The sequence below is a fragment of the Streptomyces sp. NPDC004647 genome (assembly GCF_040609575.1).
In the GTDB taxonomy this organism is placed as follows: Bacteria; Actinomycetota; Actinomycetes; order Streptomycetales; family Streptomycetaceae; genus Streptomyces.
In genome coordinates this window covers 21,454-46,818 of the sequence record NZ_JBEXKU010000016.1, presented here as the reverse complement: position 1 = coordinate 46,818, position 25,365 = coordinate 21,454, and the positions used below count along the sequence as shown (strand labels likewise).

Genomic DNA, 25,365 nt, shown 5'->3' with positions numbered 1-25,365 from the left:
TGACCACGTAAGGCAAAGGGAGGGGGACGTATGGGCAGCCGCGACCGGCTGGTTGTCGACTACACACTGCTGGAGGACTCGAAGAGGAATCTCGGACAGATCCATAAGGTCTTCGAAGGTATCGACGACCGCAGCGAAGCCATAAGCGATATCTGGGGCCACGACAGCATCGCCGAAAAGATGGACGAGTTCGTGAGCAACTGGGACAGCTATCGAGAAGAACTGGTCAAAAACGTCGAGGACTTGAAGAACCATGTGTCGGGGGCACTCAAGAACTTCCAGAAGCAGGACCTCGACCTGAAGAACGCATCCGAGAAAAACGGGAAAAACGGGGGAAAGTGACCGATGGTATCGGGTAAGGGCAGGCGGCGACCGACTGACTGGCAGCCGCTGGCGGAGAAGGATCCGATCCCCGGCGATCCGGAGGACATCCGGGACGAGGTCACCAAGATGAAGAACCTCGCCAAGACCCTCCGCGACCAGGCCCGCATCCTGCGCAAGGCCGAGGACGGCGATGCGCTGCAGGGGAACTATGCCGACAAGATCCGTGAAAAGTCCGGCGAGCTGGACAAGCGCTTCCGTGAGACGGCGGGCCGCTACGAACGGGTGGTCGGTGACCTCGGCAAATGGGCCAACGACCTGGAGGGTTTCCAGGAGCGGGCGGACCGGATCCTCAGGTCCGCAAAGCAGGCCAACGAGGATCACTCTGCTGATCTGAAGAAGAAGGAAGCCAAGGCGGAGAAGGACGGTGGCGATCCGCCGGACTACGTGGACGACAGTCACCTGGAGGCGTATCGCAAGCAGTTGAACGAAGTCACCGCCGACCGGGACGCCGCAGCCGAGAAGTGCGCCAGAAACATCGACGATGACATCTCAGACGTGCTTGAGGACAGTACGTGGGAGAACTTTGCGGATGGGCTCTCCACAGCGCTCGACGTCCTCGGCTATCTCGGGACTGCTATCGCAATCGTCGGCATCTTCTGCACGCCGGCGGGTTGGATTGTGGGGATCGGGCTCGCGATCGGGGTCGCGAGTTTGGTCGGTCACTCACTGCTGGCAATCACTGGCGAGGGTTCATGGACTGACGTGGCGTTTGACGCGATTGGGCTGGTGACGATGGGGCTCGGCGGGAAGGCCCTGACGGCCCTTAAAGCCAGCCGGGCCTTGACCAAGACCGCCTCCAAGGTTGCCGCGAGGACTGGAAAGGCTCGCGGGGTGTTGGAGCGTCAAAAGGGCGTAAAAAACTTCACCGATCGGGTTATAGCCCGCCACGGAGTCAATTCAGAGCGTGGGCAGATGGCGCAGAGGATCAAACTGCGCCAGCAGGAAAAGCTCAACGATGAGATGCGTGCAGCGGAGCGAGCGGAGGCTGACGCCCCGATGGCACAGGGGCGGGGACTCGGAGACAAGGAAGCCAAAGACCTTGCTGAGGACGCCAAGCAGATGGGGATTAGGCACAGCGGGAATGAGGTAGTCGAAAACGCTGCTAGGCAGGCCGATGAGGCGTCTAAGAAGTTCAATATGTACTGGCGTACAGGTACGGGGATCGACGTTGGCGACAAGGCGATTGACCTCGGATCAGAGGCCGTCGGTTTTGACGGCTACGGGGACCTCAAGGACGTCCCAACGATGGAAGTGGGGAGTCAATGGTGAGCAATTTCGGTAATAAGGGAAATGAGGACGCGATGTCATCTGGAAGTGATGAATCCAAGGCCCTGCTTGCAGTTCGAGTGACTGCGCTCGCACCCTTGCTCTGGTTCTTTCTGGTAGGAGGGGCGCTTAGAAAGGCTGTCGGAGAGGACTGGGTGCCAGTCGAGGTATACATCTGGCCCGTGATGATCGCTCCCGTTGTATTGACTGCGGTGTACGTGAAGTATCGACGGGTTATCCAGTGCGCCCCCAATGTGCGGTCGTTGTTTAGGGTCGCTGCGGGACTGTATATTATCGTGAACGGCGCAATGGTCCTCTATTCCTGGATCGCCGCGATTCCGGCAGCACTGTGTGTGGGAATCCTGCTGGATGGGCTGATCAACAAGCCCGGCAAGGAGGCTCCGTGAGTTTCAACGCGACGGCCGAAGCGCCGCCCATCGGATACACCCTCATCATCCCGCCGGGGTGGGCTCGGATTCCGCTCCGCGAGGGGACGAAAGAGGCTCTGGAGCGGATCTTTTTCACGCATATGGATAAGGTCCCGGACGGTGTAGCGCGCGACGACGCCATGAGCTTGCGACTTGAGCTGCGCCGTCAGCTGCAGAAGAGAGCTCGCGCTGCACGGCGTAACGGCGGCCTGGATCTCTATCTGCCGGTGATCCCGCGTGGTGGCACCCTCGTGGCCGCATCGATCATCGTGTCTGAACTGCCGATCGGTGGCGCCGATAACGCGCGAGTGCTGTCGCGGCTTGCAGCCAACACCGCGGGCCCCGGCGTTACCGCTGTGAAACTCGACGGCGTCAAAGCCGTCCGGCGGGAGAGTCAAGTGGCAGCAGACTCCAGCCAGGAGATCGACGTTGACTCGCGCCGGGTCGAATACGTCTTGCCGGTGGCAGGCACCTCAGGAAACTTCCTTGCGATCAGTTTTTCCACTCCAGGTGACGGAAACCTCGACAGTGAACTTACCGATGTGATGGTCGAGCTGTTCGACGCAGTCGTGAGTACATTCAAGTGGAGGTATGAATGAGCTGGCTCAACGTCAAACCCGCGGCGCGGCTCGACCCCTGGATCCGCGTTCCGCTCGCGTGGCCCGAGCTGGGTCTTGAGGACGTAGAAATTGCGCAGACCCCCCAGGCGTGGGCACGTGCGATTGCCGAGGAGTGGTGGGAAGACTTCGCGACCGAGAAGCCGCGACTGGGCGATGTCGACCTGCTGACCGACATCCTTGCGATGCACGCGGAGAGGGCGCCCGCCATTAGGCCGGATGCCGAAGTCTTCTTGCACATGCCGCACCCGAGAGACATTCCCCTTACCGTTTTCGTTGAGCTGGTCGAGATCGAGGAGGAAGACCGCGACACGGCTCTGCGTGAACTGGCGCAGGCTGATGCGAGCGACGCAATCGAGCTCCCGATCGTCGAGGACTTCGAATCCCCGCACCTTGGGACCGGTTTGCGCGTGCTGCGCTACGTCCAGGACGAGGACAGCAACGAGGTGCATGCCGGCCTCCGTTATGCCTGGCGCTACGAGAAGGGGTCGGGTGCTATGGATGTCCTCATCTTTCTGGCCCACCCGGATCCGGGTCGGATCATTCGTGCATCCCTCGACATCGACGAATTCGCCCGCACCATCCGAATCAGCTCGGAAGAGGAAAAGGATGCCTGGGGGGTCGCGTGATCCCGACGCCGCCATGACCATCTTCCACTGAAGCACAGCATGGTCCTTCCGTAAGCACTCGACTTCACCGAAGAACCGGACCCGAAAAAAGAGTGGTTGGCCATCCCCATCCTTGGGGGAGGGCGCTGGCCGGACTTCATGATCATGGCCGCCGATGGTGCGGGGTCCTATCCAGCGGAGTGGCACCCCTAAGACCTAGCCTGCTGACTCACGCGCGCGCGTGCCCGCACTCTCCCTCTTAGAGCAGCCCCTGAACACCGCAGCTATGGCCACTTCCGCTGGAGCGCAGAATGACCCTCCGATACTCGCTCGACTTCACCGAGGACCCGTCCCCGGAGGCGTGGATTGCTGTCCCCATCCTTGAGGGGAGGGGCGCTGGCCGGCAGCGGCGGAAGTGGGCGAAGAAATGCGCCGAGTTGCGCTGGGGCTTTGAGGGCGGGGCCCTCGTGACAAGTCGCAGGTGAAGGAGCTGGCGCGCTGGCTTGAGGGCTTCTCCGAGAAGCTTCCGCAGCGGACCCCCATGCAGCATCTGTTCGCGTACGCTCCGGATCTCAGCATGGAGCCCTTGCCGTTCTTCTTCTACGCGGCCCGGTCGGAAGGGCCGGTGGAGCAGATTTTGGACACGCTGGTGCGACGCAACGAGCCCGGAGCCGTCCAGAACCCCCAGGTCGTGGATTTCACCACCGACAACCTCGGCAAGGGGTTGCGCTCCATCCGCCACTACGTGCCGAAGGGGGGCGAAGCACTCTGCGTGTCGGTCAACTACGGGTGGCGCGTCGACTCTTATGGCGTCGACCTGTCCATGCGCACCGTCAGTGACAACCTCGGCTGGGTGTCCGCGAATATTGACGCGTTCGACGAGTTCGCTCGCCGCCTGAAGGTGGTGCACCCGAACGACATTGTTATTGATTGATGGCAAGGGGGCTGAGTCCCCCAGTTACGTAGATGGTTTCGAAGATTTTGCACGCAACTTGCATCCGGCCGATAAGCGGCACGGGTAGTTGGGCTGGTAAATGGTGCGGGAAGAAGGCGAGTTCGCCGTCGGCGCGGAGGTCGCTTCTGAGAAGCAGGCACGGGAAGTCCGATCAGTATTTCTGCGATGGCTGTTGTTCTACCTCGTGTGCTTGGCCGGGATCATCGGGCTCACATGGTTGGCACCTGCGGTCCCGCTGGATCCATGGATCAGCGGGGGTGCAGCTCCTGTGCTGGGATGGGCCCTCATCCCGCTCGCCTCGTTTATGGTGCCGATCTTCTGGATCCGGCGTGTCCCCTACAGTCGACGGAAGTTGGCGTGGCAGCTCCTGCTGCCACTTGTCAGTGGCGCTGTGCTGGGCTTCGTGTCACATGGAGCCGGCGAGGATTCAGCGTTGAAGGAGCGCGGCCGTTGGGTCAACTCCAAGGTTGTGGCGGTAGAGAATGATAATTCCAACAAGACCCGTCAGTGCACCTTGCAGAAGCTGAATGGGCAGAAGATAGAGCCGGATCTCAAGGAGAGTTACGGCTGCGAGGACGGGGTTGAGCGAGGTGAGGTGTTGCGGGTTCGGTACGACCCCGAGGGGGTGGCCAGCCCGGAAGAGTCCTGGAAGCCGGGGTCCTACGGAGGCCTGATCGCCGGTCTGGCGACGGTATTTGTGGCGTTTGGTATGTGGGGCTGTATGCGGATGTCCCGGCAGGACCGCGAGTAGCCGCCGCATGACAATCCCCGCGCGACTCGTGAAGTCAATCGACTCACCGCAGGACGAAGCACCCGGCGTTCAAGGGCGCTGACCGGCAGCGGCGGAAGTGGGCGAAGGAGTGCGCCGAGTTGCGCTGGGGCCTTGAGGACCGGGGGCCCTCGTGACAAGTCGCAGGTGAAGTTGCTCGCGCGCATGCTTGAGGTTTCTCCGAGCAGTTTCCGCAGAGGATCCCTATGCAGCACTTGTTCGCGTACGCTCCGGATCTCCGCAGGAACCCGACGACGGTACCGCGCGGGCGTGGTGACCGGGCCGGTCTCCCGTCGACAGCCGACTCCGTGGTCCTCGCGGCGAGGGCGTCCGGTGGTCGCGGTCGGGCGTACTGCGGACTGTATGCGGACCGGGGCGGGCCGGGCAGGCGGCTCGGGAATGCGCCGCCGCACGCCGTCTTCCAGCCGCCGCCAGGAGTCGGGCTGGGGCCTATCCGCCGGACAGGCGGCGCCGCGTCTTGCATGATGGCCGGATGAGCGATCGTGAGGAACTGCCGGTAGCGGTGGACGCGGAAGCGCTGCTCGCCCTGGCCGATGGGCACCACGCGCGCACCACACGGGCGTTGGGCACCCGCGAGGCCGGCGGCCATCTTGTGAAGATGTACGCCCTTGAGGCCCTCGGCCGCGCGGTGACGGAGCGGGACGAGGCAGTGGCGCTGCGGATCGCCGGGGCACATCTGGAGCTCGGCCGCGCCCGCGGATCGCTCGGGCTCGCCGTCCTGATCGTGCACGCGGGTGGAGACGGGGACTATGTCCTCGTCTCCAGCTGGATCGAGGGGTACATGACCGACCTCGCGGTCTTCGTCGGCCCGGCCGGGCAGCCGGAGCGACTGCGGCCGGGTCGGGTGGGGCTCGCCCCCTGCGTCTGGGAAGCAGCAGTCCTGGCCCATGAGCGCGACGCGTTCACGCGGCATGTCCTCGACGGCAGCGGCCGGGTCGCGGACCGGCTGGCCGCGTGGGGCGCAGACGTCATGGAGGGAGATGTCCGATGAAGGGCGCTCCCCGCGTGAGGCATGCGCGCCTCGCAGACCTGACGCGTGTCGCCGAACTGGCCGCCGAGCACGCCTCGTACGAAGAGGCAGCACCGCCCGCGCCCGACCTCGCGGAACGGCTCGGGGTCCTTCTCTTCGACACCGCGAACCCGCGTTTGCGCTGCCTTGTGGCGGAGTTGCCCGACAGCGAGGTCGTCGGCTATGCCACGTGCGCGCCCGAACTCTCCACCTGGGACGGCCGCGAGTACCTCCACATGGACTGTCTCTTCCTCCGCTCCGGCAACCGGGGCCTTGGCCTCACCGAGGTCCAGTGGCAGACCCCCGCATGGAACGAGGGCGCGGTCCGCTTCTACGACCGGATTGGCGCAGGCGTCAAAGAGAAGCTCCGCTACACGCTGCCGGTCCAGGGCTGAACCCTCCGCCGCGTGAAGGCCGACGAGCGGCGGTCTTCCACGGAGCCGTCGCTGTCGCTGTCACCGTCATCGCCATCGCCATACGGCCAAAGGGCCATGCGATTCGTTCGTGACCCAGTGACGAGCGGTCAGCCGTCCGCGCTCCGCGTTCCACTGGTCGCTGAACCAGCAAGCTCCCCAGAGCAGTGCGCTGGTGCAGCACCGCCCGTCCGGCGCGGACCGTGATGATCAGTCCCCGAGGACGGCGAACCGCACCCGGCCCGTCATGGACTCCGTGACGGGAGTCCTGCGGACCGGGTGCGGACAGAAAGAACCCTGCGGAAGGGAAGGAAACCGCAGGTCAAGCGGACTGATGAAAGATCAGGTCTGCTGGGTCTCCCCATGGCCGGCGCCCAGTGTGAAGTGGAAGATGCCCCACGTGAGGTGCTGCGCCCGGCCACCGTCGACCCAGTGTCCGAGGCCCTTCTTCATCTGGGTCAGATAGTCGCGGCTCACCTTCCCGGCCAGCCCTTCGGCCTCCTGGCGCTCGGTCTCCTCGAGGACGCGCCCGTAGTGGGTCACCAGCTGCTCGCGGTGCTCCTCGAAGCCGCCGCCTGCCGGGATGAAGCCGAGGCGGGCCAACTCGCGTGTGTAGAAGCCGGGTGAGCCCATGTCGTCCAGGTGGATGCGGTCGAGAATCGGCTGCAGCACGCCGGCGGGGCAATGGTCGGCCGCCATGGGATCGGTGAAGATGAGATGCCCGCCGGGCCGCAGTACGCGGGCGGCCTCCTCCAGCACCCGGACGCGGTTCCCGCTGTGCAGGAAGGCGTCCTGGGACCAGATGACATCGACGGAGGAATCCGGGTACGGGATGTTCTCGAAGGACCCGTCCACGACGTCGATCCTGTGCGAGAGGCCGCGGGCCGCGTTCAGCTGTTTGTGGCGCTGGTTCTCCACTTCGCTGAGGTTGAGCGCGAGGACCCGGCAGCCGTGGGTCTCCGCCAGGTACCGCGCCGAGCCGCCGAAGCCCGAACCGAGGTCGAGCACCACGGAATCCTGGGTCGGTTCCACCTTCGAGGCCATCCGCTGGACGGTGCGGCGGCTGGCGTCCGCAATCGCCTCGTCGGGGCGCTCGTAGAGCCCGATGTGAATGTCCTCGCCGCCCCACACCGTGGCGTAGAAGGTGTCGGCGTCGGGCGAGTTGTAATAGCTGCGGGCGGTGCCGACCGCGCCTCTGTACGGGCTCTCCTGATCGTCTTCCATCCGGTACTCCTTCTCCGCGACATGGACGAAGAAATCGGGCTGCTCGCCCCGGTACGTGTGCTGGAAGTCGCCGAAGGTCTCGACGCGCTGGAATCCCACCTCGGACATGAGCCGACGGGTGTAATCCTTGCGCAGCGGGAACATGTTGAGGTGGTAAACGGAGTTGTCAGGGAACTGGTACCGCATGCGGCACAGCCCCTCGTCGACGTACTCCGGCTCCACTGCGACGTCCTCGCCGCAGTAGTAATAGGTGTGCTTGCTCGTGTATCCCTGGTCCAGAATCGCGTCGTAGTTGCGCTGGTCGAGGACGAGGATTCCGTCGTGCTTCAGCATCGCGTAGAACTCGGCCAGTGCCTTGCGCCGGGCGCGCTCCGAGAAGAGATGCGTGAAGGAGTTGCCCAGGCAGACGATGGCGTCGTACTCGCCGTGCACATCCCGGTTGAGCCAGCGCCAGTCCGCCTGGACGACGCGCAGGATGTGGTCCCCGTTCTGCATACCGTTCTTGAAGGCCATCGCGAGCATGTCGGCGCTGCCGTCGGCACTCACGGCGTCGAAGCCGGCCGCCAGCAACTGCACCGAGTGGAAACCGGTCCCTGTCGCGACGTCGAGTACGCTCTTCACCCCCCGCCTGCGCAGCAGGTCGATGAAGAAGTCTCCTTCGCTCTCCGCCCTCTTCTCCCAATCTATGAGGGAGTCCCATTTCTCGACGAAGCTGGGGACGTATTCCTCGGTGTAATGTCCGGTTTCCCGGACCTCGACGGGGTTGTCTCCGAATTTCTGAGCCGGTTGCGCGGTGATGAGGAAACCTCCAGTTGCAGGGACATGGCCTACGACGCGGCCGCCCAGGACGGAACAACTTCAGGTCTCGGGAACCGCGCACGGTCTCCAGCGCATCGCTGTCCAAACCGGGGAGATCTATGCCTCAACATTCCGTGCACAGCCGCCGGGCCGCCCCCGAAAAGCGGCCTTGACCAGTGTCTTTGCTGTCTCGGATTCCTGCGGAATCTCACGCTCCGTGGCCGATCGGATGCACACCCAGGGTGCAACTCCGGGAGCGCACAGTGCGTTTCCCGCCCTGGCGGCTGCCGGCCAGGGTCTCGCAACCGCGGGCCGGCGGGGCGGGCCGCGGCGTTTGGGGGACGACCCAGCGGCTGACGCAGACCACGTCCTTCAGGGGATGGGGGAGGGGGCGCGGGTGCTCCTTTTCCTCATTCGGTGCGTGCCATCAATGCGTGCCATCAACGTGCCATCAATGGGCCGGTTTCACGGGACGGGACTTCGGACCCACTCGTGCAGAGCCTGTGCCCGCATCCCGGCCGGGATGCGGGCACAGAACGTGGCGTGTGCGGTGCCGCGGTGTCGGCGCGGCACCGCACACCGGATGACCCGGCCGGGACGGGTATCGGCTCAGTCCTGGTTCAGGGGAGGGCGACGTCGAAGCCCTGGCGATTTGTGGGAAAGGCGCCGAGGTTGGTGGCTCTACCGGTCAGGAGACTGACCTTGTATGGGCGGTAGGCGCCTCCGGTCTGCAGGGCGGCGAAGCCGCGGTTGGTGCCTTCCTCGGGGTTGTAGTAGATGTCGAATCCGGCACTGGGTCCGGCGTCAACGCCAAGGCTGCCGGTGGGGGCGAGGGTGCCGGCGTTGGCGGGAGACTGCAGAGAGACGCGGTCATTGGTGGTGTCGATGTCGAACAGCGTCGTGTCGGTCGCCGCGTTGAGGTCGTTGTTGGTGTATGCCGCGCCGGTCACCCCGAGGGCGGTGGTCGGCGGCATGGTCGGGTTGGTCAGCGTGGTGTCGACCGTAGTGCCGAGCGGGGCCGAGGGGTCGTCAATGTTGTGCCGGAGATTCGGGCGGCCTCGGCGGCGGCAAGCGGTTCGTAGCGCAGATGCGCTCTCGGGTCGGGCGTGCCGCCATGCTTCAACTTCAAGCTGACTTGAGGTCAATTCGTCACCGGCGTTACTGGCCAATGTCACCGGAGACCCTCATCATGGCGTATGCATGCCAATGACAGACTTTGCCGGACGGGTCGCGCTCCGCGAGGGGAACGGGGTGGTCGTGAAGAGGCTTTTCGTCAGGTCGGTGCTGGCTGCCGCGATGCTGGGCGTCCTGGCGGGTGCTTCGGCCGCGTCCCGGGCGACGGCCGCGCCGGGTCCCGCCGCCCCCGCGCGTACCGGGAACGTCACCGGACTCGCCGCCGTCCGGCCGGCGGAGGCCTGGACCCCTCCCCTGAGCACGCGGGGCCGCTACATCGTCGACCCCGACGGGAACCGGTTCAAGCTGAAGTCGGGCAACTGGCACGGGGCGAGCGGCACATGGACCGGTTCGGGCAGCCCGGATGACCCGGCGAACAACCACGCGGGCGAGAAGTCCGACCGTATGCCGCTGGGCCTGGACCGTGCTCCGATGTCCGAGATCGTCGCCGGATTCCGCGAACTCGGCCTCAACAGCGTCCGCCTCCCCTTCTCCAACGAGATGGTCCACGACACGCGCCCGGTCGTGGACGCCTCAGTGGCAGCCAACCCGGGGCTGAGGGGGAAGACACCTCTCCAGGTCTACGACGTCGCCGTCGAGGCCCTGACGGACGCGGGCCTCGCGGTGATCCTCAACAACCACACCAACACCACGCGCTGGTGCTGCGGCGTCGACGGCAACGAGCGGTGGAACGCGAGCCGGAGCACCGAGACCTGGGAGAGCGACTGGCTGTTCATGGCCCGCCGCTACCGGGACAATCCGCGGGTCGTCGGCGCCGATCTCTACAACGAGGTACGCCGTTCCGTCCTCGACGACCCCAACTGGGGCCTCGGTGACCGGCACGACTGGTTCGCCGCGTCACAGCACCTCGGAGACCGGATACTCCAGGAGGCCAATCCAGACCTGCTGGTGATCGTCGAAGGGATCAACTGGACCGGGATTCCCGTGGACGGCCTCCCGCACGAACGGCCCACCCTCGAGCCCGTCCAGCGCCTCTCGCACACCCTCGTGCGATCCGGAAAGCTCGTGTACTCGGCCCACTTCTACGACTACACGGGACCGAACCACAGCGGCGCCACCGGCACGGGAGAGACCTCCGACCCCCGCTACCGCGACTTCACCCGCTCCGATCTGTACGACGTGCTGCGGCGGCAGGCCTTCTACGTCGCCTCGCAACCGGACCGGCACTTCACCGCACCGGTGTGGATCAGCGAGTTCGGCGTCGGCGGCCGGGAGGAGACCGGTGTGAAGCAGCGGGCGTGGTTCCGCAACTTCGTCGACTTCCTCGTCGAGACGGACGCCGACTTCGCCTACTGGCCGCTCGTCGGCTGGCACGAGGACCGGAAGGGCAACGGGTGGGCGCTGCTGCACTGGGACTCCGCGGGCCGGCGGGTGGGCGTCTTCGACGGGGACGACTGGCGCGCCGAGGCCTGGGCGCGGCTGGTCGAAGCGCGCGGCCGTACGGGTGAGGTCGCCCCGGCCGACCGCTGGTCGATGCTGAGCCCGGACCACGGCGATTTCGTCCAGTCACTGCGGATGCGCGAAGTGCCGGACTGGGACCACGGGGCGCGGAAGGCGGCGTGCCAGGACGACCAGCGTCTGGCCGGACTCAGCCACTCCGGCAGCCGGGGACTGTGCACCGACGCCGGAGCCCGCGGTCTCCGCGCACCGGGCGGCGCCCATGAGGTGGTCCGCGACGAACGGCACGTCGAACCCGGCCGCGACTGGGCCTCCGGATACACCAAGCTCCAGTGCCCGTCGCGCCACTTCCTGACCGGCTACAGCGTGCGCGGGGCCGCCGTGTCCGCCGCCCTGTGCACCGAGGCGGGCGAGCCTCTGGGGACGGTGGGCCGGACCGTATGGTTCGACCGGTCCGACAGCCGCCCGCCGGCGGCCAAGGGAGGCGACTTCGCGTACGGCCACCACAAGGGGCAGTGCGCGGACGACGAGTACGCCGCCGGTATCGCGTACACCGGCCGCCTGGGCTCGTCGCGCACCCCGGACGCGCTCCTCTGCCGGAAGCTGCGCTGAGGCACGTCCCTGTCCCGCCGTACCCGCTGGGCTCGGGCCCGTGCGCCACCCTCGGGACTGGCCGTGGCTACGGGCGCGCGACAGGGCCGCGCCTCAAACGGTTACCGATGATCTTGCCCCTGCCGGCCGCACCCACGTCCCTGACCGTGACCAAGGACTCCTGCGGCCGGTACTTCGCCAGCTTCGTGGTGGACACCGACCCCGACCACCTGCCCGAGACCAGTACCGAGGTCGGCATTGACCTGGGACTGTCCGTCTTCGCCGTCCTCTCCGACGGCACCCGCATCCACTCCCCGAAGTTCCTGCGCCGTGCCGAGAAGAAACTGAGGCGGTTGCAGCGGGCTCTGGCGCGCAAGGCCAAAGGATCGAAGAACCGGGCGAAGGCCCGGACCAAGGTCGCGCGGCAGCACGCCCGGGTGGCCGACCGCCGCCGGGACTGGCACCACAAGGCGTCCACACGGATCATCCGCGACAACCAAGCGATGTACATGGAAGACCTCGCGGTGTCCGGCCTCGCCCGCACCCGACTGGCCAAGTCTGTGCACGACGCCGGATGGTCAGCGTTCGTCGGCATGCTGGAGTACAAGGCCGCCAAGCACGGCCGGTACTTCGGGAAGATCGGCCGGTTCGAGCCGACCTCCCAGGTCTGCTCGGCGTGCGGTGTCAAGGACGGCCCCAAACCCCTGCACGTGCGCACGTGGACGTGCAAGACGTGCGGGACCGTCCACGACCGTGACGAGAACGCGTCCAAGAACACCCTGGCCGCCGGACGGGCGGACAGGCTGAACGCCTGCGGAGCGTGGGTGAGACCGGGAACCGTCCCGGCACAGCGCGATGAAACAGGAAGCCACCCAGACGGTCAGACGACCGTGGCAGGAACCCCCGGACTTCAGGCCGGGGAGCACGTCAATCAGAGCCAGTCGCGCCGCTTGAAGATGAACCGCTGCCGCTGGAGGCGGGGCCAGGCGTGAAGATTTTGCGACGGTCGGCATCCTGCGCAAGCGGCCCCGGCCAGGATGACCACCTCGCTTCCGCCGGCAATTCCGGCGCATCGCCCTGAATTGGGCAAAGCGCGGAGGGCCCACGGGGGATTCCGTCCCGAGGCGCCCGGTAGAGTTCGGCGCAGTCGACAGGATCGCTTCACTCCGCGACGGGGGCAAAGGTGGGACAAGAAACAGACGTTGACGGCGAGGCTCTCCGCAAATATGCAGCGGCACTCGATAGTGCCGCGGGCCGCGTCGAATCCATTCGCAACCGCATCAAGGGCCTGGATCTCTCAGCGGAGCCCTTCGGCAAGTTGTCGGAGTCCAATAACCTCAAAGCGGATTACGACACGCAGTCCCAGGAAGCCGAGGACGACTTGCTGGACGTGTCCGACGCTCTCCATGCCATCTCCAAGGGCATAAAACTCTCAGCGACGGCTTATGAGGAGACTGAAGACGCCCACACTCGGCTCTTCGGAGGTGCCGGATGAGTGAGGCACTGGAGCGCATCGGCTTCACCGTCGACTGGAGCAACCCTCTCGCGGGGGCCCTCGACTCGGTGATCCGGGAAGCCATCAAGGAACTCGGACTCGACGAGAAACTCGAAATCGTCAGCGGCGACAACGAGCTGCTGCTCGAGGTCGCCGGCCATTGGCGTACCGCTGCCCGTGACATGCGGGGCGTGGTCGACGACTTGGTCGCCGAGCGCAGAATCCTGCATACCGCATGGGGCGGCGACGCATCCACCGCCTTCGGCGAGGTGATGACCGAGTTCGAGAAGTCCATGATCGGCGAGGCCGACGACATGGACACGGTGGCCGAGCTTCTCGAGGCGGCGGCGGAAGCCTGCGCCATGGCCGAAGAGGCCATGGTCGAGCTCATCGTCGAGATCGTGGAAACATTGCTGGTCGCGGCAGCCACGGCAGCCATTGTGGCTCTGCTCACCGCCGGCGTCGGTGCGGCCGTGGGGCCGCTGATCGCAGCCGCGGGCACGGCCCATCGCGTACTGAAGGCGGTACGGATCACGGCGAAGCTCGCCGACAAGCTCGCGGACCTCGCACGGCGTATGCAAGCGCTGCGCAAGCTCGCGAAGCTACGCCGAGTGGCGAGGCAGACCTGGAGGACCCGGAAAGACGGCAGCCTCCTGAATCCCAATGGCTTCACCAAGCTCAAGCAGGGCGTCAAGCAGGTAGTGAAGCCGGTTGTCGGCGCCCAATTGGTGGACGCCGCCATCGGTGCCGCTCCGACGGCAGGCAGCGTCGCCGAACATTACGGCGTCGACACCCAACCCGTGCGGGATGCCATGGGAACAGCCGGAGAGTTTGCGAACAGGGCTACCGACGGGGCGGAGCGACAGATTCACGAGACCACCGGTCTCGACCATGTGCGAGTCGGCGACGCGAACTGGGACCTCACGAGTCAGCAGCCGCGCCCCGCTCCGGAGGCGCCGGCTCCCACTGAAGAAGCAACGGACTACGAGAACCGGCCCGACTCGCAACGCTTCAACGACCGGCTCGCTGAGTCGGCCCCCAACGCGACGAGGTCCGTGCAGGAGGCATTCGGATGATGGTGAACGCCTCCCGGCGTACGGTGCCCTTCGGCGAAGCCGAATCGCGAGGAGCGCAGGTCCTGGTGACCGACGAGCGCCTTGTGGCCAGTCAGCTGATGTGGCCCGGGCAGCGTCTGCCCAAACCGCCGAGGAGGCGTCGCCCGCGGGTACTTCGGGGATTGCGCATGCCCGGAGACCGTTGGGAGGGGGCGAAGTCCTGGGCGTGGGCCGTCCTCGCCGTAGTGGATCTCCCCTATGCCATCTTCGACAGACTGTTTGACTGGAGGAGCCGCAAGAAGGGCAAGCCGTTCAGCGGTGGTTGGAACAGCCTGGCCGGGCAGTTCGCCGCGGCACTCCACCCCCGATCCAGAACGACTGGCGTTGCGCAACTGGTGCAGGTGACCAACCGAAGACTGCGCGTCACCTACCTCCAGCGCGGTCGCCGCAGCAACGAGCTGGGTGCCGTCGAGTCCGGCTGGACTACCGACATTCACCAGGTGGCATGGCTGCGCAACCGGCGCGATGTCGGCGACGACAACTACGAGCTCGGTTTCATCGACGGGTCCTGGGCCAGGGTGCGCCTCGCGGCACCTCGTCAGACGTCATTCATCCGGTCCTTCCCGGATCCGGGTCATCCACAGTGACCAGGTCCCATCGTCCAGCGTGAACCGTTCCGCGTTCGGTGGAGGGCGCTGATCGGGTCGGCAACAGGCGGGTGGGTCGAAAGGATGGGACCCACCCGCCTGTTGCGTCTTCAGTAACTACCATGCGTGATCGGCTTTGGTCGCGTCGGGCCGCCGGTCGCGCGTGCATCGTGAGGTCGGCGGCTTTCCTCCGGGGCGGGCTCGCTCCCAGCTTCGCCGTTCTCCCCAGATGCTCCCCATGTGGCGTGGGCAGCCCTCCTAAGGAAGTTGCAAAGATGAACAAGCTGTCCGGTGGTGGCGATGGGGGAGCGGTCGTTCAGAGCCAGTCGCGGTGCTTGAAGATGAAGTACAGACCGACGCAGACCACCGCCATCAGGGTGATCGCGAAGGGGTAGCCGAACGTCCAGTGCAACTCCGGCATGTGCTCGAAGTTCATGCCGTAGATGGTGCCGACGAGGGTCGGGGCGAAGAGGATCGCCGCCCAGGCCGAGATCTTCTTGATCTCTTCGTTCTGTTCGAAGCCCGCTTCCGCGAGGGCACGCATTTCGGCGTTCTGCTGCTGGGTGACCAGAGTTCCGTTCACGGTGAGGATGTCGGCCAGGGCCTGGCGGAATCCGTCCACGCGCTCGCTGGTGTGGGTGACGTGGTCGGCGACATCCCGCAGATAGCGCTGGAGTTCCTCGTCGGTGCGGTATTTGGCGAAGCCCGCCATCAGGCCGTTGAGCATGCCGACGAGCGGGCGGGTGGCGCGCTGGAACTCGACCATCTCGCGGGCGAGTTCGTAGATCCGGCGGGACACCTCGGGATCGCCGCGGAAGACCTCGGTCTCGATTTCGTCCACATCGTTCTGGACGCCCGCCACCACCGGCACATAGCCGTCGACGACCGCGTCGAGGATGGCGTACAGCACGGCCTCCGGACCGAGGCGCAGCAACTCGGGCGTCTCCTCCATACGGCGCCGCACCGCCGACAGGTCCGGGGCCGCGCCGTGCCGCACGGTGATGACGAAGTCCGCACCGACGAAGACGTGCAGCTCGCCGAAGTCGATGTCCTCGGGATCGTCCAGATAGCGGGCGGCGCGCAGGACGACGAAGAGGGTGTCGCCGTACCGCTCCAGCTTCGGGCGCTGATGGGCCTCGAGAGCGTCCTCGAGCGCCAGCGGGTGGAGATCGAACTCCTCCGCGAGCGAGACCAGCTCGGCCTCCGTCGGCTTGAACAGCCCGATCCAGGCCATGCCGTCCTGCTGGTCGCGCAGCTGGCGGAACGTATCCGCAAGTGTCGCGGGGGTGCTGATGCGGCGGCCGTCGTGGTACAGCGCGGCATGCACCACACTGCTCTCGTCGCCGGCGGCGGTCTCGGGCGCGGAGTCCGCCCCGGCCGGCGCGGTGGCGGGCGGGGACGGGGCTCCGGGCCGGGCCGAAGTGGGGCGCAGCCAGGCGTGCTTCCGCGGGGAGAGCAGGGGGCGGGGACGGCGCTCGGACATGAGCGTCCCTTCCGTAGGGAACGGGATCCGGCTGGGCAGTCGGGGAACACCGCAGGCACCGCTCCCGGTCCCTCCTAGCGCAGGGAGGGGCAGGCGCCTCGCGGCGTACGACTGGGGGGTTCGCTGCTCACCGCAGACTCACCTCCTGCCTCACACACATGTCACTTGGACCACCGAGAAGGATATACGCCGCGAAAGCCACAGGCGAAGTGGCGCCGGTTCCGCACCTGCGCGGGAGGGCGTGCGAAGGCGGCGGGCAGCGTTCCCGGCGGCGGCGTACCCGGCGTGCGGCGTTCTCGGCGGGGGCGCGCGGCGGACAGCGGTGGACGGGCGGCCGGCGGCGGGCGGGCGGAGAGCGCTTGACGGGCGCCGGGCGGCGCTGGACGAGGCCGGGCGGCGGCGGGCAGAGCGGGCAGCGGGGAGCGGCCGGCAGGGGCGGACGGGGGCCGGCGTGCGGTGGCAGCAGGCAGTAGTCGGCGGCCGGGCCAGCAGGCAGAGCGGTCGGCAGGGAGCGGCAGCACAATGGAATGAGAGAGCTTGCCGTCCCGGTCCGGAAGGCGAGGACGTTCCATGGCCTACATCGTGGTGAGCGCGCTGAGCCACGCCGGGCTGCTGCGGGACCGCAACGAGGACAGCCTCGTCGTCGGCCCCTGGACCCTGTGCAGCACTGTCACCGAGAGCCCGCAGACACTGCTGTTCCCGCTCGGCACCCCGCTGATCGTCGCGGTCGCCGACGGCCTCGGCGGGCATCCGGCCGGAGAGGTGGCCAGCGCGATGGTCGTCCGCCGGCTCTCCCGGATCGGACCTGATCTCGACAGCGAGGAGGCCGTACGCGAGGCACTGGAGGGCTGCAACCGGGCCGTGTACGCGGCCGCGGACGACGACCCCGACCTGATCATGATGGGCACCACGGTCGCCGGTGTCGTGGTCGCCGAGGAGACCGTGTTCACGTTCAACGTCGGCGACAGCAGGGTGTACGAGGCCGGGGAGAACGGCCTGCGGGAGTCGAGCGTCGACGACAACCCGCCGCTGGCCCCCGGACAGCGCAGCACCCCCGTCGTCACGCAGACCCTCGGCGGAACCCCCGACTTCAGCCCCGTCGCCCCCCATGTCTCCAGCTCGCCGCTGTCCCCCGACACACGTCATCTGATCTGCACGGACGGTCTGACCGATCCGGTGCCCGACGAGGAGCTCGAGGGTGTGATGGCGGCGCACGCGGACGGCCGGGCGGCCTTCGAGATGTGGAAGGCGGCCATGGACGCGGGCGGCCCGGACAACATCACCCTGGCTGTCGTACGCATCGGCGATGAGCCGATCGGCGCGTGAGCAGCGGGGGGAGTCCGGGGGGAAGGGGAGACTGCGAACAGAACGAGGTCGCGGACAGCAGCTGTCCGCAAGGCTTCCTAGCGTGGGTGCCATGACGAAGACCACCGGACAAACCGCCGCCCCCACCGCCCCCGCCGTTCTCGGCACCCGGGCACTCAACCGGGCCTTCCTCGACCGCCAGCTGCTGCTGCGCCGGTCGCGTATGTCCGCGGCGGACGCGGTCGAGCATCTGGTCGGCGTGCACGCCCAGGTCCCCAAGGTGCCGTACTACGCGCTGTGGGCCCGGCTCGCGGACTTCCGTCCGGAGGAGCTGTCCGAGCTGCTGTCCTCCCGCGAGGCCGTACGGATCGCGCTCCAGCGCTCGACCCTCCACCTGGTCACCGCCCGCGACTGCCTGGCGCTGCGGCCCCTCCTCCAGGAGGCGCAGGAGCGCCGCTTCCGGGGCAGCTTCGGGAAGCGGATGCCGGGTGTGGACCTGGCCCGGCTCGAAGCGGTGTCCCGGGCGCTGGTCGAGGAGCAGCCGCTGATGTTCAACGACCTCGGCAAGGCGCTCACCGAGCTGTGGCCCGACCACGACGCACTGGCGCTGTCCATGGCCGCGCGGACCGTGCTGCCCCTGGTCCAGATCCCCCCGCGGGCCCTGTGGGGACAGAGCGGCCTGGCCAAGCACACCACCGTGCAGCAGTGGCTGGGGCAGGAGCCGGAGGAGCCGGCAGCGCAGGCCCTGGAGCGGATGCTGGCGCGCTATCTGGCGGCCTTCGGTCCGGCCTCCGTGCGGGACATGCAGATGTGGTCCGGACTCACGCGGCTGCGGGAGGTCACCGAGGGGATGCGGCCGCGGCTACGGACCTTCCGCGACGCGCACGGCGTGGAGCTGTTCGATGTGCCCGACGGGGCGCTGCCGGACCCGGAGACGACCGCCCCGGTCCGCTTCCTGCCCGAGTTCGACAACCTGTTCCTCGCGCACCAGGACCGTACGCGCGTGATCGCGGACGCGTTCCGCAACGACATCTGGAAGGGCAACCAGGCCTTCAGCGTCGTTCTCGTCGACGGCTTCATCCGCGGCGTCTGGCGGATCGGCCGGGAGCGGGACGGCGCCACCCTGGTCGTCGAGCCGTTCGAGCGCCTGTCTGCCCGGGAGCGTGCGGACATCGAGGCCGAGGGCGCCCGGCTGCTGGAATTCGCGGCTCCGGACGCCACTCACGACGTGCGGATCGTGCAGGGCTGACCCGCCCGGCGGTCCGTGGCCGGGTGGGACACGGGCTGGGTGGGACACGGGCCGGGGGATGCGGGCCCGGTGGGACGCAGGCCGATGTGTCAGGAGGGGGAGCTGGTGATCACCGAGAAGTCCGCACCGCCCGGGTCGGTCAGCCGGGCGAATCTGCCGATGCCCTCGGCCTGCACGGCATGCACGGCGATCGAGCCGCCGAGCTGCTCCGCCTTGGCGACCGTCGCATCGCAGTCCGCCACCTCGAAGTACGGAAGCCAGTGCGCCGCCACACCGGCCGGCGGCGCCAGCGGCATGATCCCTCCGAACGAGGACTCCTGTCCGCCTCCGGCCAGTGTCAGCACGGTGTACGTGGTCCCGGCGAACGGCATCTCCTCGGCCTGCCAGCCGAGGACCGATCCGTAGAAGTCGCGGCACGTATCCGGTTCGGGGCTGTGCAGCTCGACCCAGTTCAGGCTGCCCGGGTCGTTCACCACATGCAGGCCCTGGTGCTCGCGCGGCTGCCAGACGGCGAACCGGGCGCCGGCCGGGTCGGAGAACGCGGCCATCCGCCCCTCGCTGAAGATGTCCATCGGCGCCACGCGCACCGCACCGCCCGTCTGCTCGACGGACTTCGCGGTGGCGTCCGCGTCGGTGGTGTGGAAGTAGACGGTCCAGGCACTGCTCGCGCCCTGCTCGGTGAGCGGGGCGAGACCGGCGGCGGCCTTCCCGTCGAGGCGGAACATCACATACGCATCGGTCTCGGGCCCGTGCTGCTCGGCCTGCCAGCCGAACAGCCCGCCGTAGAACGCGGCGGCCGTGTCCATGTCGGGCGTGCCGAGGTCGAGCCAGTTGGGCGCACCAGGCACGTACTGGGTGCTGAGCATGATGGTTCCTCCGTCGACGTGACCTGTCCGTCCGGGCAGCTCGTGACCTGTCCGTCCGGGCAGCTGAAGCTGCCCCGAGCTGCCGACTGCCACTGCCCTGTACATCCAGCCTGACTCCGATCCCACGGCTTCGCACCCTTGCGCGGCCGGGCTCCCGCCCGCGTTCGGGCGGGGGAGGAGGCGCTGTCCCGTGGCAGGTGATGGCTCGGACGTACGCCGCCGAGAGCGCCGAGAGCGCCGGGGTCGGACGGGTCTGACCGGGCCGGAGGCGGGTCAGACGCGGGGCAGCAGCGTGCCCAGCGGACCCAGGTCGAGATTGAGGTCCTCCGGGCGCAGCCCGTGCTGCTCCCGCAACTCGGCCATCCGCTCGTCCAGCAGCATCAAGGTCGTCCCGATCCGCTCCACCTGTTCGTCGGTGAGACCGCCTCCCTCGACCTGCCGGATCGCCTGGCGCTCCATCAACTGCCGGAGGAGTTCGACGACGGTGAGCACCAGTGCCACGAGGTCGCGCCCGACGGTGTCGGCGTCCACATCGAGCCGGTTGCGGGTCACAGCGGGCCCCCGTCCGTCCAGGGGGCGGGCACGCGTTCATTGACCGATGACAGCAGGGCGTGCAGCGAGAGGCGTACGAGCGGTACCTCGGCGATCGCGATGACCACGTCGCCGCTGATGACCACGCCGGTGGCGAGGACGCGGTCCAGGAGATCCACCAGAGGCACGCCGAGCGGTCCGAAGGCCTCTGCCGGGGCCTCTCCCCAGGCGGGCTGGAGTGCGGTCATCAGCCGGTCCCCCCGTCCGTGAAGGAGTACGGAACCCACGGCCCGGAGATCTCGATCTGCACGCCGGTGTCCTGGCGGAGCGGCTCGAGAGCGGCGGCCAGTTCGTGGTCCCGGCCGGCGGCGACCAGATAGGCGGCGTTCAGAACCTGGGTGCGGCGGTCCCCGGTGGACTCCGCCCCGTGCGGACGGAGCCGGCGGGCCGCGACCGCGATCCCGCGCAGCGTGGCGTCCACTGTCTCCGCGGCGCGCAGGGCGGCGTCGTACCGCAGTTCGCGGGCCTGCTGCCGGCCTCGTACGCGGTCCAGGTACGCGCGGCCGGCGCCGGGCTCGGGCGCGGTCGTCCGTTTCGGCGGCCGCTCCGCCGCCCGCGCTGTCGGCGGGGCCGGGGCAGCCGCGGGCACCGGCTGGGGGTGGGGCTGGGGCTGGGGCTGGACAGCGTAGACCTTGACGCCCCACTCGACGCGGCCCGCGATGCGTTCCAGGGCGACGCGAAACTGCCCTTCGCTCTCGAGCAGAGCGGTACGGGCACGCTCGTCCCCGAGGTAGAGGGTGGCGAGTGGCAGCGGGACGGCCGGGCCGGCGGCGGCGGCCGCGGTGACCACAGCGTGGTGCGCCCGTGCGCAGCGTTCGAGCTCGTCACGGTCGGCCAGCCGCTGCTGCAAGGACGATTCGGAGAATTCCTCGGCGGACACGTCTTGCACGACGGCGGTGAGGGAGCCCGCGGCCAGCAGTCGGACCGGGCTTCCGCCACCCTGTCCGGCCAGCCCCTCGAGGACTGCCGGGTCGCAGTCGCGGCAGACGGCATACACGTACGTGGCGGTGGCGGGCGCGCCGGCGGTGGCGGCGGTAGCGGAATCGGCGCGGCAGGAGGTCGCGGTCATGTGCGGCGCCTCTTCTCGGCCGCTGTCCGCGACTTGGGCTCGGGGGCGGGCTCAAGTGCCTCGATACGCTCGCGCAACCGCTGGTTCTCGTCGGCGAGGGCGTTGTGGGCGGCACGGGAGGAGAGAGCGGGGTCGGTTTCCCACCAGTCGATGCCGGCCTTCTTCGCGGTGTCGACGGAGGCGACGAACAGGCGGAGCCGGATGGTCAGCAATTCGATGTCGAGGAGGTCGATCTTGATGTCTCCCGCGATGACGATGCCCTTGTCGAGAACGCGTTCAAGAATGTCGGCGAGATTGGAGGTGGTCGGCCCGGATTGCACCGGGGCCATGCGCATGGTGTCCAGGTCTGTCACTGCTCGACCTCACTCCTCTTCCTCGTCTTCCTCTTCCTCGTCCTCTTCTTCGTCGTACTCGCCCTCGGGCTCTTCCTCCTCGGGCTCTTCTTCCTCCTCTTCCTCTTCCTCCTCTTCCTCGGGCTCTTCCGCCTCTTCGCCCTCCTCCTCGTACTCGTCCTCCTCGAGGCCTTCCTCATGGGTGCGGACGACCTCGCTGTCGCGGATCTCGCCGCGCCAGCCTTCGACCTCCTCGTCGGCGGCCAGCGTGACGTACCGCTGGAAGAGTTTGAGGTCCAGCCGCAGGCGGCGTCCCTGCGCCCGCCAGATATTGCCGGTCTTCTCGAAGAAGCCGGACGGGTAGTACTCGACCACGACGACGATTCGGGTGAGGGACGGCGTCAGTTCGTGAAAACTGACGCACCCGCGGGTGGTGCCCTTGGCTCCCTCCGAGGTCCAGATGATGCGGTCGTCGGGGATCTGCTCCAGCACCGTCGCTTTCCAACTCCGGTTCGAAGGACCGACTTTGAGCTTCCAGTCGGATTCGATCTCGTCGGACTGCGACACACTGCGCACGCCCTTCATGAAGCTGCTGAAGTCCTCGAACTGCGTCCAGTTGTCGTAGGCGGTACGCAGCGGCACGCCGATGTCGAGCACCTCGATGATGTTGGTGACCTTGGTGTCACTGGGCTTCCTGCCGCCCCCGCCGCCAAGGACGTCCTTGACCTTCCCGACGACGTTGTCCTTCACGTTCTTGGTCTTCTCCCCGACGAATGCCTTCACCGGTGATTCGCCCCCGAGGATCCGGCCTCCCACACCCTTCAGCATTCCGCCGTTGTCGGCCACATCGGTGAGACTTGAAGTCAGGTCCGTCATTTTTCCGCCGGCAGTATCGGCGAGCTTCTGCAACTGCGCTTCCAGATATCCGCCGAACTCCTTCCGCAGCCTGTCGAGTCCGGAACCGCCGTCTTCCGTGGTGTCCTGCTCCTTCTTCGCCATGGCGGGCTACCTCCGGCGACCGGCGGACGACTTCTTCGCCGCGGTCTTCTTGGACGGGGCGGACTTCTTCGCTGCCGACTTCTTCGCTGCCGACTTCTTGGCCGCGGCCTTCTTGCCTGCGGTCTTCTTGGCGCCGGCCTTCTTCGCAGGGGCCTTCTTCGCTGCGGCTTTCTTCGCGGTTCCCTTCTTTTTCTCAGCTTTGCGAGCGGGCGGCTCCTCCTCGCCCTCTTCTTCTTCCTCCTCTTCCTCTTCCTCTTCCTCCGGCTCTTCCTCTGGCTCTTCCTCTTCTTCCTCCGCCTCTTCACCCTCGCCGCTCAGCGCAAGCGTGCGCTCATGCAGGGTGTCGGCGAGCGATCCCAGGCTGCGGTCGGCCGCCGCCTGGAGCGCGGAGCGAGCGGCCTTCATCAGGTCACCGGTCAACTGCTCCGTCAACTGGGCACCCTGGGGCGTCTCACCGAGCTTTTTCACGCCCGCTTTGAGGAGTTCCTGTGGATCCAGGCTGAGCTTGCGGCCCGCCAGGAAGGTCGCGATCGCGAACGCGAGTTTCGCCTTCTTCGTCCGACCGAGGACGTAACCGCCCACGATCGCCGCCGCCACGGCGGCTTTGGTGCTGTCGTCCATGAGTGAGAGAGCCCCTCGTCAATTCGCGCCGTGGGCACGGCCGGTCGGCTGTCGTAGCTCGAGCAGGTCGAGCAGTCGTTCTTCCTCGCGTTCGAACTCCTCCACGCCGATGTCCCCTGCCTCCAGCGCCTGGTTCAGGGCGGCGAGCTGAGCCCGGAGAGCCGCAGGGTCGTGGAGCTCGTTCTCCGCCGCGTCGGCCAGCCGTTCCGCCACCCACATGACGCTCCGTACGGGCGCCAGGGGCAGCAGGAGCAGCTCCGTGAACAGCCCCATGTCAGGCTCCGGACGGCACGAGGCGCTCGGGGGGCGGGAGGGGGTCGCAGTCGACGAAGCTGTAGCAGGGCAGCGGCCCGGTCAGTCGCAGCTCCACACGCTCTTGATGCTCGGCAGCGAACCGCTCCACCGCCGTACGGAACCGGTCGGTCTCCGACCGGGCGACGAGGAACGAGGCGTTGAGCACGCACCCCGCCACCTCCGGCCCGTGGGTACTTCCGGCGGAGAGCCCGGAGAGCTCCGCGAGCAGCTTCGCCGCCGCGTCGGCGGCCCTGCGTGTCAGGCCCGCCGCCACCGCCTCGCCGAGCCTGACGTTGGCCTCGTAGCCGGGCCGGCGCCGGGTCTCCTCGCGCAGTCGCCGTACGAGCGCGTCCTCGCGGATCAGGGCGTCCAGGAAGCCCTGTGCGGGCAGCGCCTTGAGATTCATCTCCTGAAGGCCGTCGAGGCGCTCCAGCGCCGACAGATGGCTGCTCTCGGCGGCGGTCAGCTGCTGGACCACGGAGAACTCGCTCTGGCAGACCATGCCGAACCGCATGGGCAGCACCGGCCCGTCCGCCGCGAGTGCGATCAGCAGCTCCTGGTGAGCCATCAGGTCGCGTCGGCGGGCGCGCAGCCCCTCGGGGGCGTCACTGACGACGGCCGCCAGCGACGAGCCGACCGGGAGCAGGCGGGCCGGGGCGGCGGGGTCACCCACGCCGGCCCGTCCGCGGGGACCGGGGTGGCCGGCACGGATGACTCCGTACACGTACACGCTCTGCGGGGTCATGGACTTCACTCCTCCTCGGAGCGGCGGCTTCGGGTTCCGGTGCTGCTGCGGCGGCGCGGGCGGGACTCCCTGCTCTCGTCCTCGTCCTCGTCGCCGGAGCCGACGGCCTTTTTGACCTTGTCCCCCACGGAGGCAGCCGCCTTCTTGACCTTCCGCTTGCTGATGCTCTTGGCCGCGCCCCCGCCGACGCCCCCGCCGAACAGCTCGGGGACCGTCCTGCTCCGTGTGTCGGCCTCGAGGTCGAGGCGGTTGCAGGCTTCGGCGAAGCGGAGGTAGGTGTCCACACTCGCTACGACGATGCGTACGTCGACCTTGAGGATCTCGATGCCGACCAGGGAGACCCGGATGAAGACGTCGATCACCATTCCGCGGTCGAGGATGAGTTCCAGGACGTCATAGAGGTTGCCTGCGCGCGGGACGCAGACGACCTCGTCGGAGTACGTGGTGGTCGTTTGCATGGCGGGAGTCCTCTCGGGGGCGGGCACGCAGCGGTCATTCGTCGGCCGCGCCGCGCCGGTAGCGGCGGACCCTGCGGTACTGGACGAGATCACCGTCCTGGCCGATCTCCACCTCGTACGTGGCGAGCAGACTGGTGGTGTCGGGGATGCGGGGCACCTCCAGAACGTCCACGCTGACGCGCCAGCCGTCATCCGCCCGGCATACGGCGGAGACACCTTCCGGGGGGTGGCCGATCAGACCGGACAGCCGTCGGCAGGCCTGCTCGGCCGCCTCTTCCGGTCCGCCCACGCGTGACCGCCCTGTTGCGGGCTTTGACCGCGAGCGTCGCTCTTGCTCCACCATGTGAACCAGTGTGATCACGGGCCCGGCTCATGCGCCCGCTGTGCTGGGCCACCCGGGTTGCCGACCGAGGGGTGAGTTCCGTGCCGCGCTCACTACGGACCCGGTCCGTCCCCCGCGCGGGGCTCAGTACGGACCCGG

The 25,365-nt window shown here is 67.6% G+C and carries 28 protein-coding genes and 2 pseudogenes; 16 read left to right on the top strand and 14 right to left on the bottom strand.

Features of this window, described 5'->3' with window-relative positions; genetic code table 11:
* Positions 1 to 30: 30 nt before the first annotated feature.
* The 9 genes from ABZW18_RS09810 to ABZW18_RS09770 all read left to right on the top strand — a co-directional run bounded on the left by ABZW18_RS09810 (position 31) and on the right by ABZW18_RS09770 (position 6,452).
* Entirely contained in the window at positions 31 to 342 is a 312-nt protein-coding gene (locus tag ABZW18_RS09810; protein WP_356184607.1) for a hypothetical protein, read from the top strand.
* Positions 343 to 345: 3 nt separating this feature from the next.
* Positions 346 to 1,653 (top strand): putative T7SS-secreted protein, encoded by a 1,308-nt coding sequence (locus tag ABZW18_RS09805; RefSeq protein WP_356184605.1) that lies wholly within the window; start codon positions 346 to 348, stop codon positions 1,651 to 1,653.
* On the top strand, positions 1,650 to 2,057 hold the full coding sequence (locus ABZW18_RS09800; RefSeq protein ID WP_356184602.1) for a hypothetical protein: 408 nt from the start codon (positions 1,650 to 1,652) through the stop codon (positions 2,055 to 2,057). The genes ABZW18_RS09805 and ABZW18_RS09800 overlap by 4 nt, the downstream gene beginning before the upstream one ends.
* The gene (locus ABZW18_RS09795) at positions 2,054 to 2,677 is read left to right on the top strand and encodes a hypothetical protein (protein WP_356184600.1); all 624 of its coding nucleotides are present in this window, start codon (positions 2,054 to 2,056) and stop codon (positions 2,675 to 2,677) included. The genes ABZW18_RS09800 and ABZW18_RS09795 overlap by 4 nt, the downstream gene beginning before the upstream one ends.
* Positions 2,674 to 3,324, top strand: coding sequence for a hypothetical protein (locus ABZW18_RS09790; RefSeq protein ID WP_356184597.1), 651 nt, complete (start codon positions 2,674 to 2,676; stop codon positions 3,322 to 3,324). The genes ABZW18_RS09795 and ABZW18_RS09790 overlap by 4 nt, the downstream gene beginning before the upstream one ends.
* 460 nt (positions 3,325 to 3,784) lie before the next feature.
* Complete coding sequence (locus ABZW18_RS09785; RefSeq protein WP_356184595.1) at positions 3,785 to 4,237, top strand: hypothetical protein; 453 nt, start codon at positions 3,785 to 3,787, stop codon at positions 4,235 to 4,237.
* Between the two features lie 100 nt (positions 4,238 to 4,337).
* Complete coding sequence (locus ABZW18_RS09780) at positions 4,338 to 5,009, top strand: hypothetical protein (RefSeq protein WP_356184593.1); 672 nt, start codon at positions 4,338 to 4,340, stop codon at positions 5,007 to 5,009.
* 511 nt (positions 5,010 to 5,520) lie between these two features.
* Positions 5,521 to 6,039, top strand: coding sequence for a hypothetical protein (locus ABZW18_RS09775; RefSeq protein WP_356184591.1), 519 nt, complete (start codon positions 5,521 to 5,523; stop codon positions 6,037 to 6,039).
* Positions 6,036 to 6,452, top strand: a complete 417-nt coding sequence (locus tag ABZW18_RS09770) for a GNAT family N-acetyltransferase (RefSeq protein WP_356184589.1) — start codon at positions 6,036 to 6,038, stop codon at positions 6,450 to 6,452. The genes ABZW18_RS09775 and ABZW18_RS09770 overlap by 4 nt, the downstream gene beginning before the upstream one ends.
* A 360-nt stretch (positions 6,453 to 6,812) precedes the next feature.
* Here ABZW18_RS09770 and ABZW18_RS09765 read toward each other — a convergent pair whose 3' ends face one another.
* Together ABZW18_RS09765 and ABZW18_RS09760 are read right to left on the bottom strand one after the other, a co-directional pair.
* Complete coding sequence (locus tag ABZW18_RS09765; protein ID WP_356184587.1) at positions 6,813 to 8,315, bottom strand: methyltransferase domain-containing protein; 1,503 nt, start codon at positions 8,313 to 8,315, stop codon at positions 6,813 to 6,815.
* Positions 8,316 to 9,112: 797 nt separating this feature from the next.
* Positions 9,113 to 9,541, bottom strand: a pseudogene (locus tag ABZW18_RS09760) (DUF4394 domain-containing protein); the annotation flags it as partial.
* A 151-nt stretch (positions 9,542 to 9,692) separates the two neighbouring features.
* Here ABZW18_RS09760 and ABZW18_RS09755 point away from each other — a divergent pair.
* The 5 genes and pseudogenes from ABZW18_RS09755 (at position 9,693) to ABZW18_RS09735 (ending at position 14,872) form a co-directional block, all read left to right on the top strand.
* On the top strand, positions 9,693 to 11,696 hold the full coding sequence (locus ABZW18_RS09755; RefSeq protein ID WP_356184585.1) for a cellulase family glycosylhydrolase: 2,004 nt from the start codon (positions 9,693 to 9,695) through the stop codon (positions 11,694 to 11,696).
* Positions 11,697 to 11,815: 119 nt separating this feature from the next.
* Positions 11,816 to 12,667, top strand: a pseudogene (locus ABZW18_RS09750) (RNA-guided endonuclease TnpB family protein); the annotation flags it as partial.
* A 191-nt stretch (positions 12,668 to 12,858) separates the two neighbouring features.
* Positions 12,859 to 13,170 carry a hypothetical protein gene (locus tag ABZW18_RS09745; protein ID WP_356184583.1) on the top strand — a complete coding sequence of 104 codons (312 nt, stop codon included), beginning with the start codon at positions 12,859 to 12,861 and terminating at the stop codon, positions 13,168 to 13,170.
* A complete protein-coding gene (locus ABZW18_RS09740; protein ID WP_356184581.1) occupies positions 13,167 to 14,246 on the top strand; it encodes a WXG100 family type VII secretion target in 1,080 nt (359 codons plus the stop codon). The genes ABZW18_RS09745 and ABZW18_RS09740 overlap by 4 nt, the downstream gene beginning before the upstream one ends.
* A 167-nt stretch (positions 14,247 to 14,413) precedes the next feature.
* A complete protein-coding gene (locus tag ABZW18_RS09735) occupies positions 14,414 to 14,872 on the top strand; it encodes a hypothetical protein (protein ID WP_356184580.1) in 459 nt (152 codons plus the stop codon).
* Positions 14,873 to 15,188: 316 nt separating this feature from the next.
* On the opposite strand, the gene ABZW18_RS09730 is transcribed toward ABZW18_RS09735, so the two are convergent.
* Entirely contained in the window at positions 15,189 to 16,355 is a 1,167-nt protein-coding gene (locus ABZW18_RS09730; RefSeq protein WP_356184577.1) for a magnesium and cobalt transport protein CorA, read from the bottom strand.
* A gap of 570 nt (positions 16,356 to 16,925) precedes the next feature.
* Between ABZW18_RS09730 and ABZW18_RS09725 the strand changes: the two genes are divergently transcribed.
* Together ABZW18_RS09725 and ABZW18_RS09720 are read left to right on the top strand one after the other, a co-directional pair.
* Positions 16,926 to 17,681 (top strand): PP2C family serine/threonine-protein phosphatase, encoded by a 756-nt coding sequence (locus ABZW18_RS09725; RefSeq protein ID WP_356184574.1) that lies wholly within the window; start codon positions 16,926 to 16,928, stop codon positions 17,679 to 17,681.
* A 91-nt stretch (positions 17,682 to 17,772) separates the two neighbouring features.
* A complete protein-coding gene (locus ABZW18_RS09720; RefSeq protein ID WP_356184571.1) occupies positions 17,773 to 18,909 on the top strand; it encodes a winged helix DNA-binding domain-containing protein in 1,137 nt (378 codons plus the stop codon).
* A gap of 89 nt (positions 18,910 to 18,998) precedes the next feature.
* Here the strand turns inward: ABZW18_RS09720 and ABZW18_RS09715 are convergent, their stop codons facing one another.
* The 11 genes from ABZW18_RS09715 to ABZW18_RS09665 all read right to left on the bottom strand — a co-directional run bounded on the left by ABZW18_RS09715 (position 18,999) and on the right by ABZW18_RS09665 (position 25,227).
* On the bottom strand, positions 18,999 to 19,775 hold the full coding sequence (locus ABZW18_RS09715) for a VOC family protein (protein ID WP_356184569.1): 777 nt from the start codon (positions 19,773 to 19,775) through the stop codon (positions 18,999 to 19,001).
* A 273-nt stretch (positions 19,776 to 20,048) separates the two neighbouring features.
* Positions 20,049 to 20,327 (bottom strand): gas vesicle protein K, encoded by a 279-nt coding sequence (locus ABZW18_RS09710; protein WP_356184566.1) that lies wholly within the window; start codon positions 20,325 to 20,327, stop codon positions 20,049 to 20,051.
* Positions 20,324 to 20,554, bottom strand: a complete 231-nt coding sequence (locus ABZW18_RS09705) for a gas vesicle protein (protein ID WP_356184563.1) — start codon at positions 20,552 to 20,554, stop codon at positions 20,324 to 20,326. Before ABZW18_RS09705 ends, ABZW18_RS09710 begins: the two co-directional genes overlap by 4 nt.
* On the bottom strand, positions 20,554 to 21,435 hold the full coding sequence (locus ABZW18_RS09700) for a GvpL/GvpF family gas vesicle protein (RefSeq protein ID WP_356184562.1): 882 nt from the start codon (positions 21,433 to 21,435) through the stop codon (positions 20,554 to 20,556). Before ABZW18_RS09700 ends, ABZW18_RS09705 begins: the two co-directional genes overlap by 1 nt.
* Positions 21,432 to 21,770 (bottom strand): gas vesicle protein, encoded by a 339-nt coding sequence (locus ABZW18_RS09695; protein ID WP_356184723.1) that lies wholly within the window; start codon positions 21,768 to 21,770, stop codon positions 21,432 to 21,434. The genes ABZW18_RS09700 and ABZW18_RS09695 overlap by 4 nt, the downstream gene beginning before the upstream one ends.
* Before the next feature lie 27 nt (positions 21,771 to 21,797).
* Positions 21,798 to 22,766, bottom strand: a complete 969-nt coding sequence (locus ABZW18_RS09690) for an SRPBCC family protein (RefSeq protein ID WP_356184559.1) — start codon at positions 22,764 to 22,766, stop codon at positions 21,798 to 21,800.
* A gap of 6 nt (positions 22,767 to 22,772) precedes the next feature.
* Complete coding sequence (locus tag ABZW18_RS09685) at positions 22,773 to 23,387, bottom strand: histone protein (protein WP_356184557.1); 615 nt, start codon at positions 23,385 to 23,387, stop codon at positions 22,773 to 22,775.
* Between the two features lie 18 nt (positions 23,388 to 23,405).
* Positions 23,406 to 23,660 carry a gas vesicle protein GvpG gene (locus ABZW18_RS09680; protein ID WP_356184554.1) on the bottom strand — a complete coding sequence of 85 codons (255 nt, stop codon included), beginning with the start codon at positions 23,658 to 23,660 and terminating at the stop codon, positions 23,406 to 23,408.
* Position 23,661: 1 nt separating this feature from the next.
* Positions 23,662 to 24,426, bottom strand: a complete 765-nt coding sequence (locus ABZW18_RS09675) for a GvpL/GvpF family gas vesicle protein (RefSeq protein ID WP_356184551.1) — start codon at positions 24,424 to 24,426, stop codon at positions 23,662 to 23,664.
* Between the two features lie 5 nt (positions 24,427 to 24,431).
* Entirely contained in the window at positions 24,432 to 24,884 is a 453-nt protein-coding gene (gene gvpJ, locus ABZW18_RS09670; protein ID WP_356184549.1) for a gas vesicle protein GvpJ, read from the bottom strand.
* A 34-nt stretch (positions 24,885 to 24,918) separates the two neighbouring features.
* Complete coding sequence (locus ABZW18_RS09665) at positions 24,919 to 25,227, bottom strand: gas vesicle protein (protein ID WP_356184547.1); 309 nt, start codon at positions 25,225 to 25,227, stop codon at positions 24,919 to 24,921.
* Between the last annotated feature and the right edge of the window lie 138 nt (positions 25,228 to 25,365).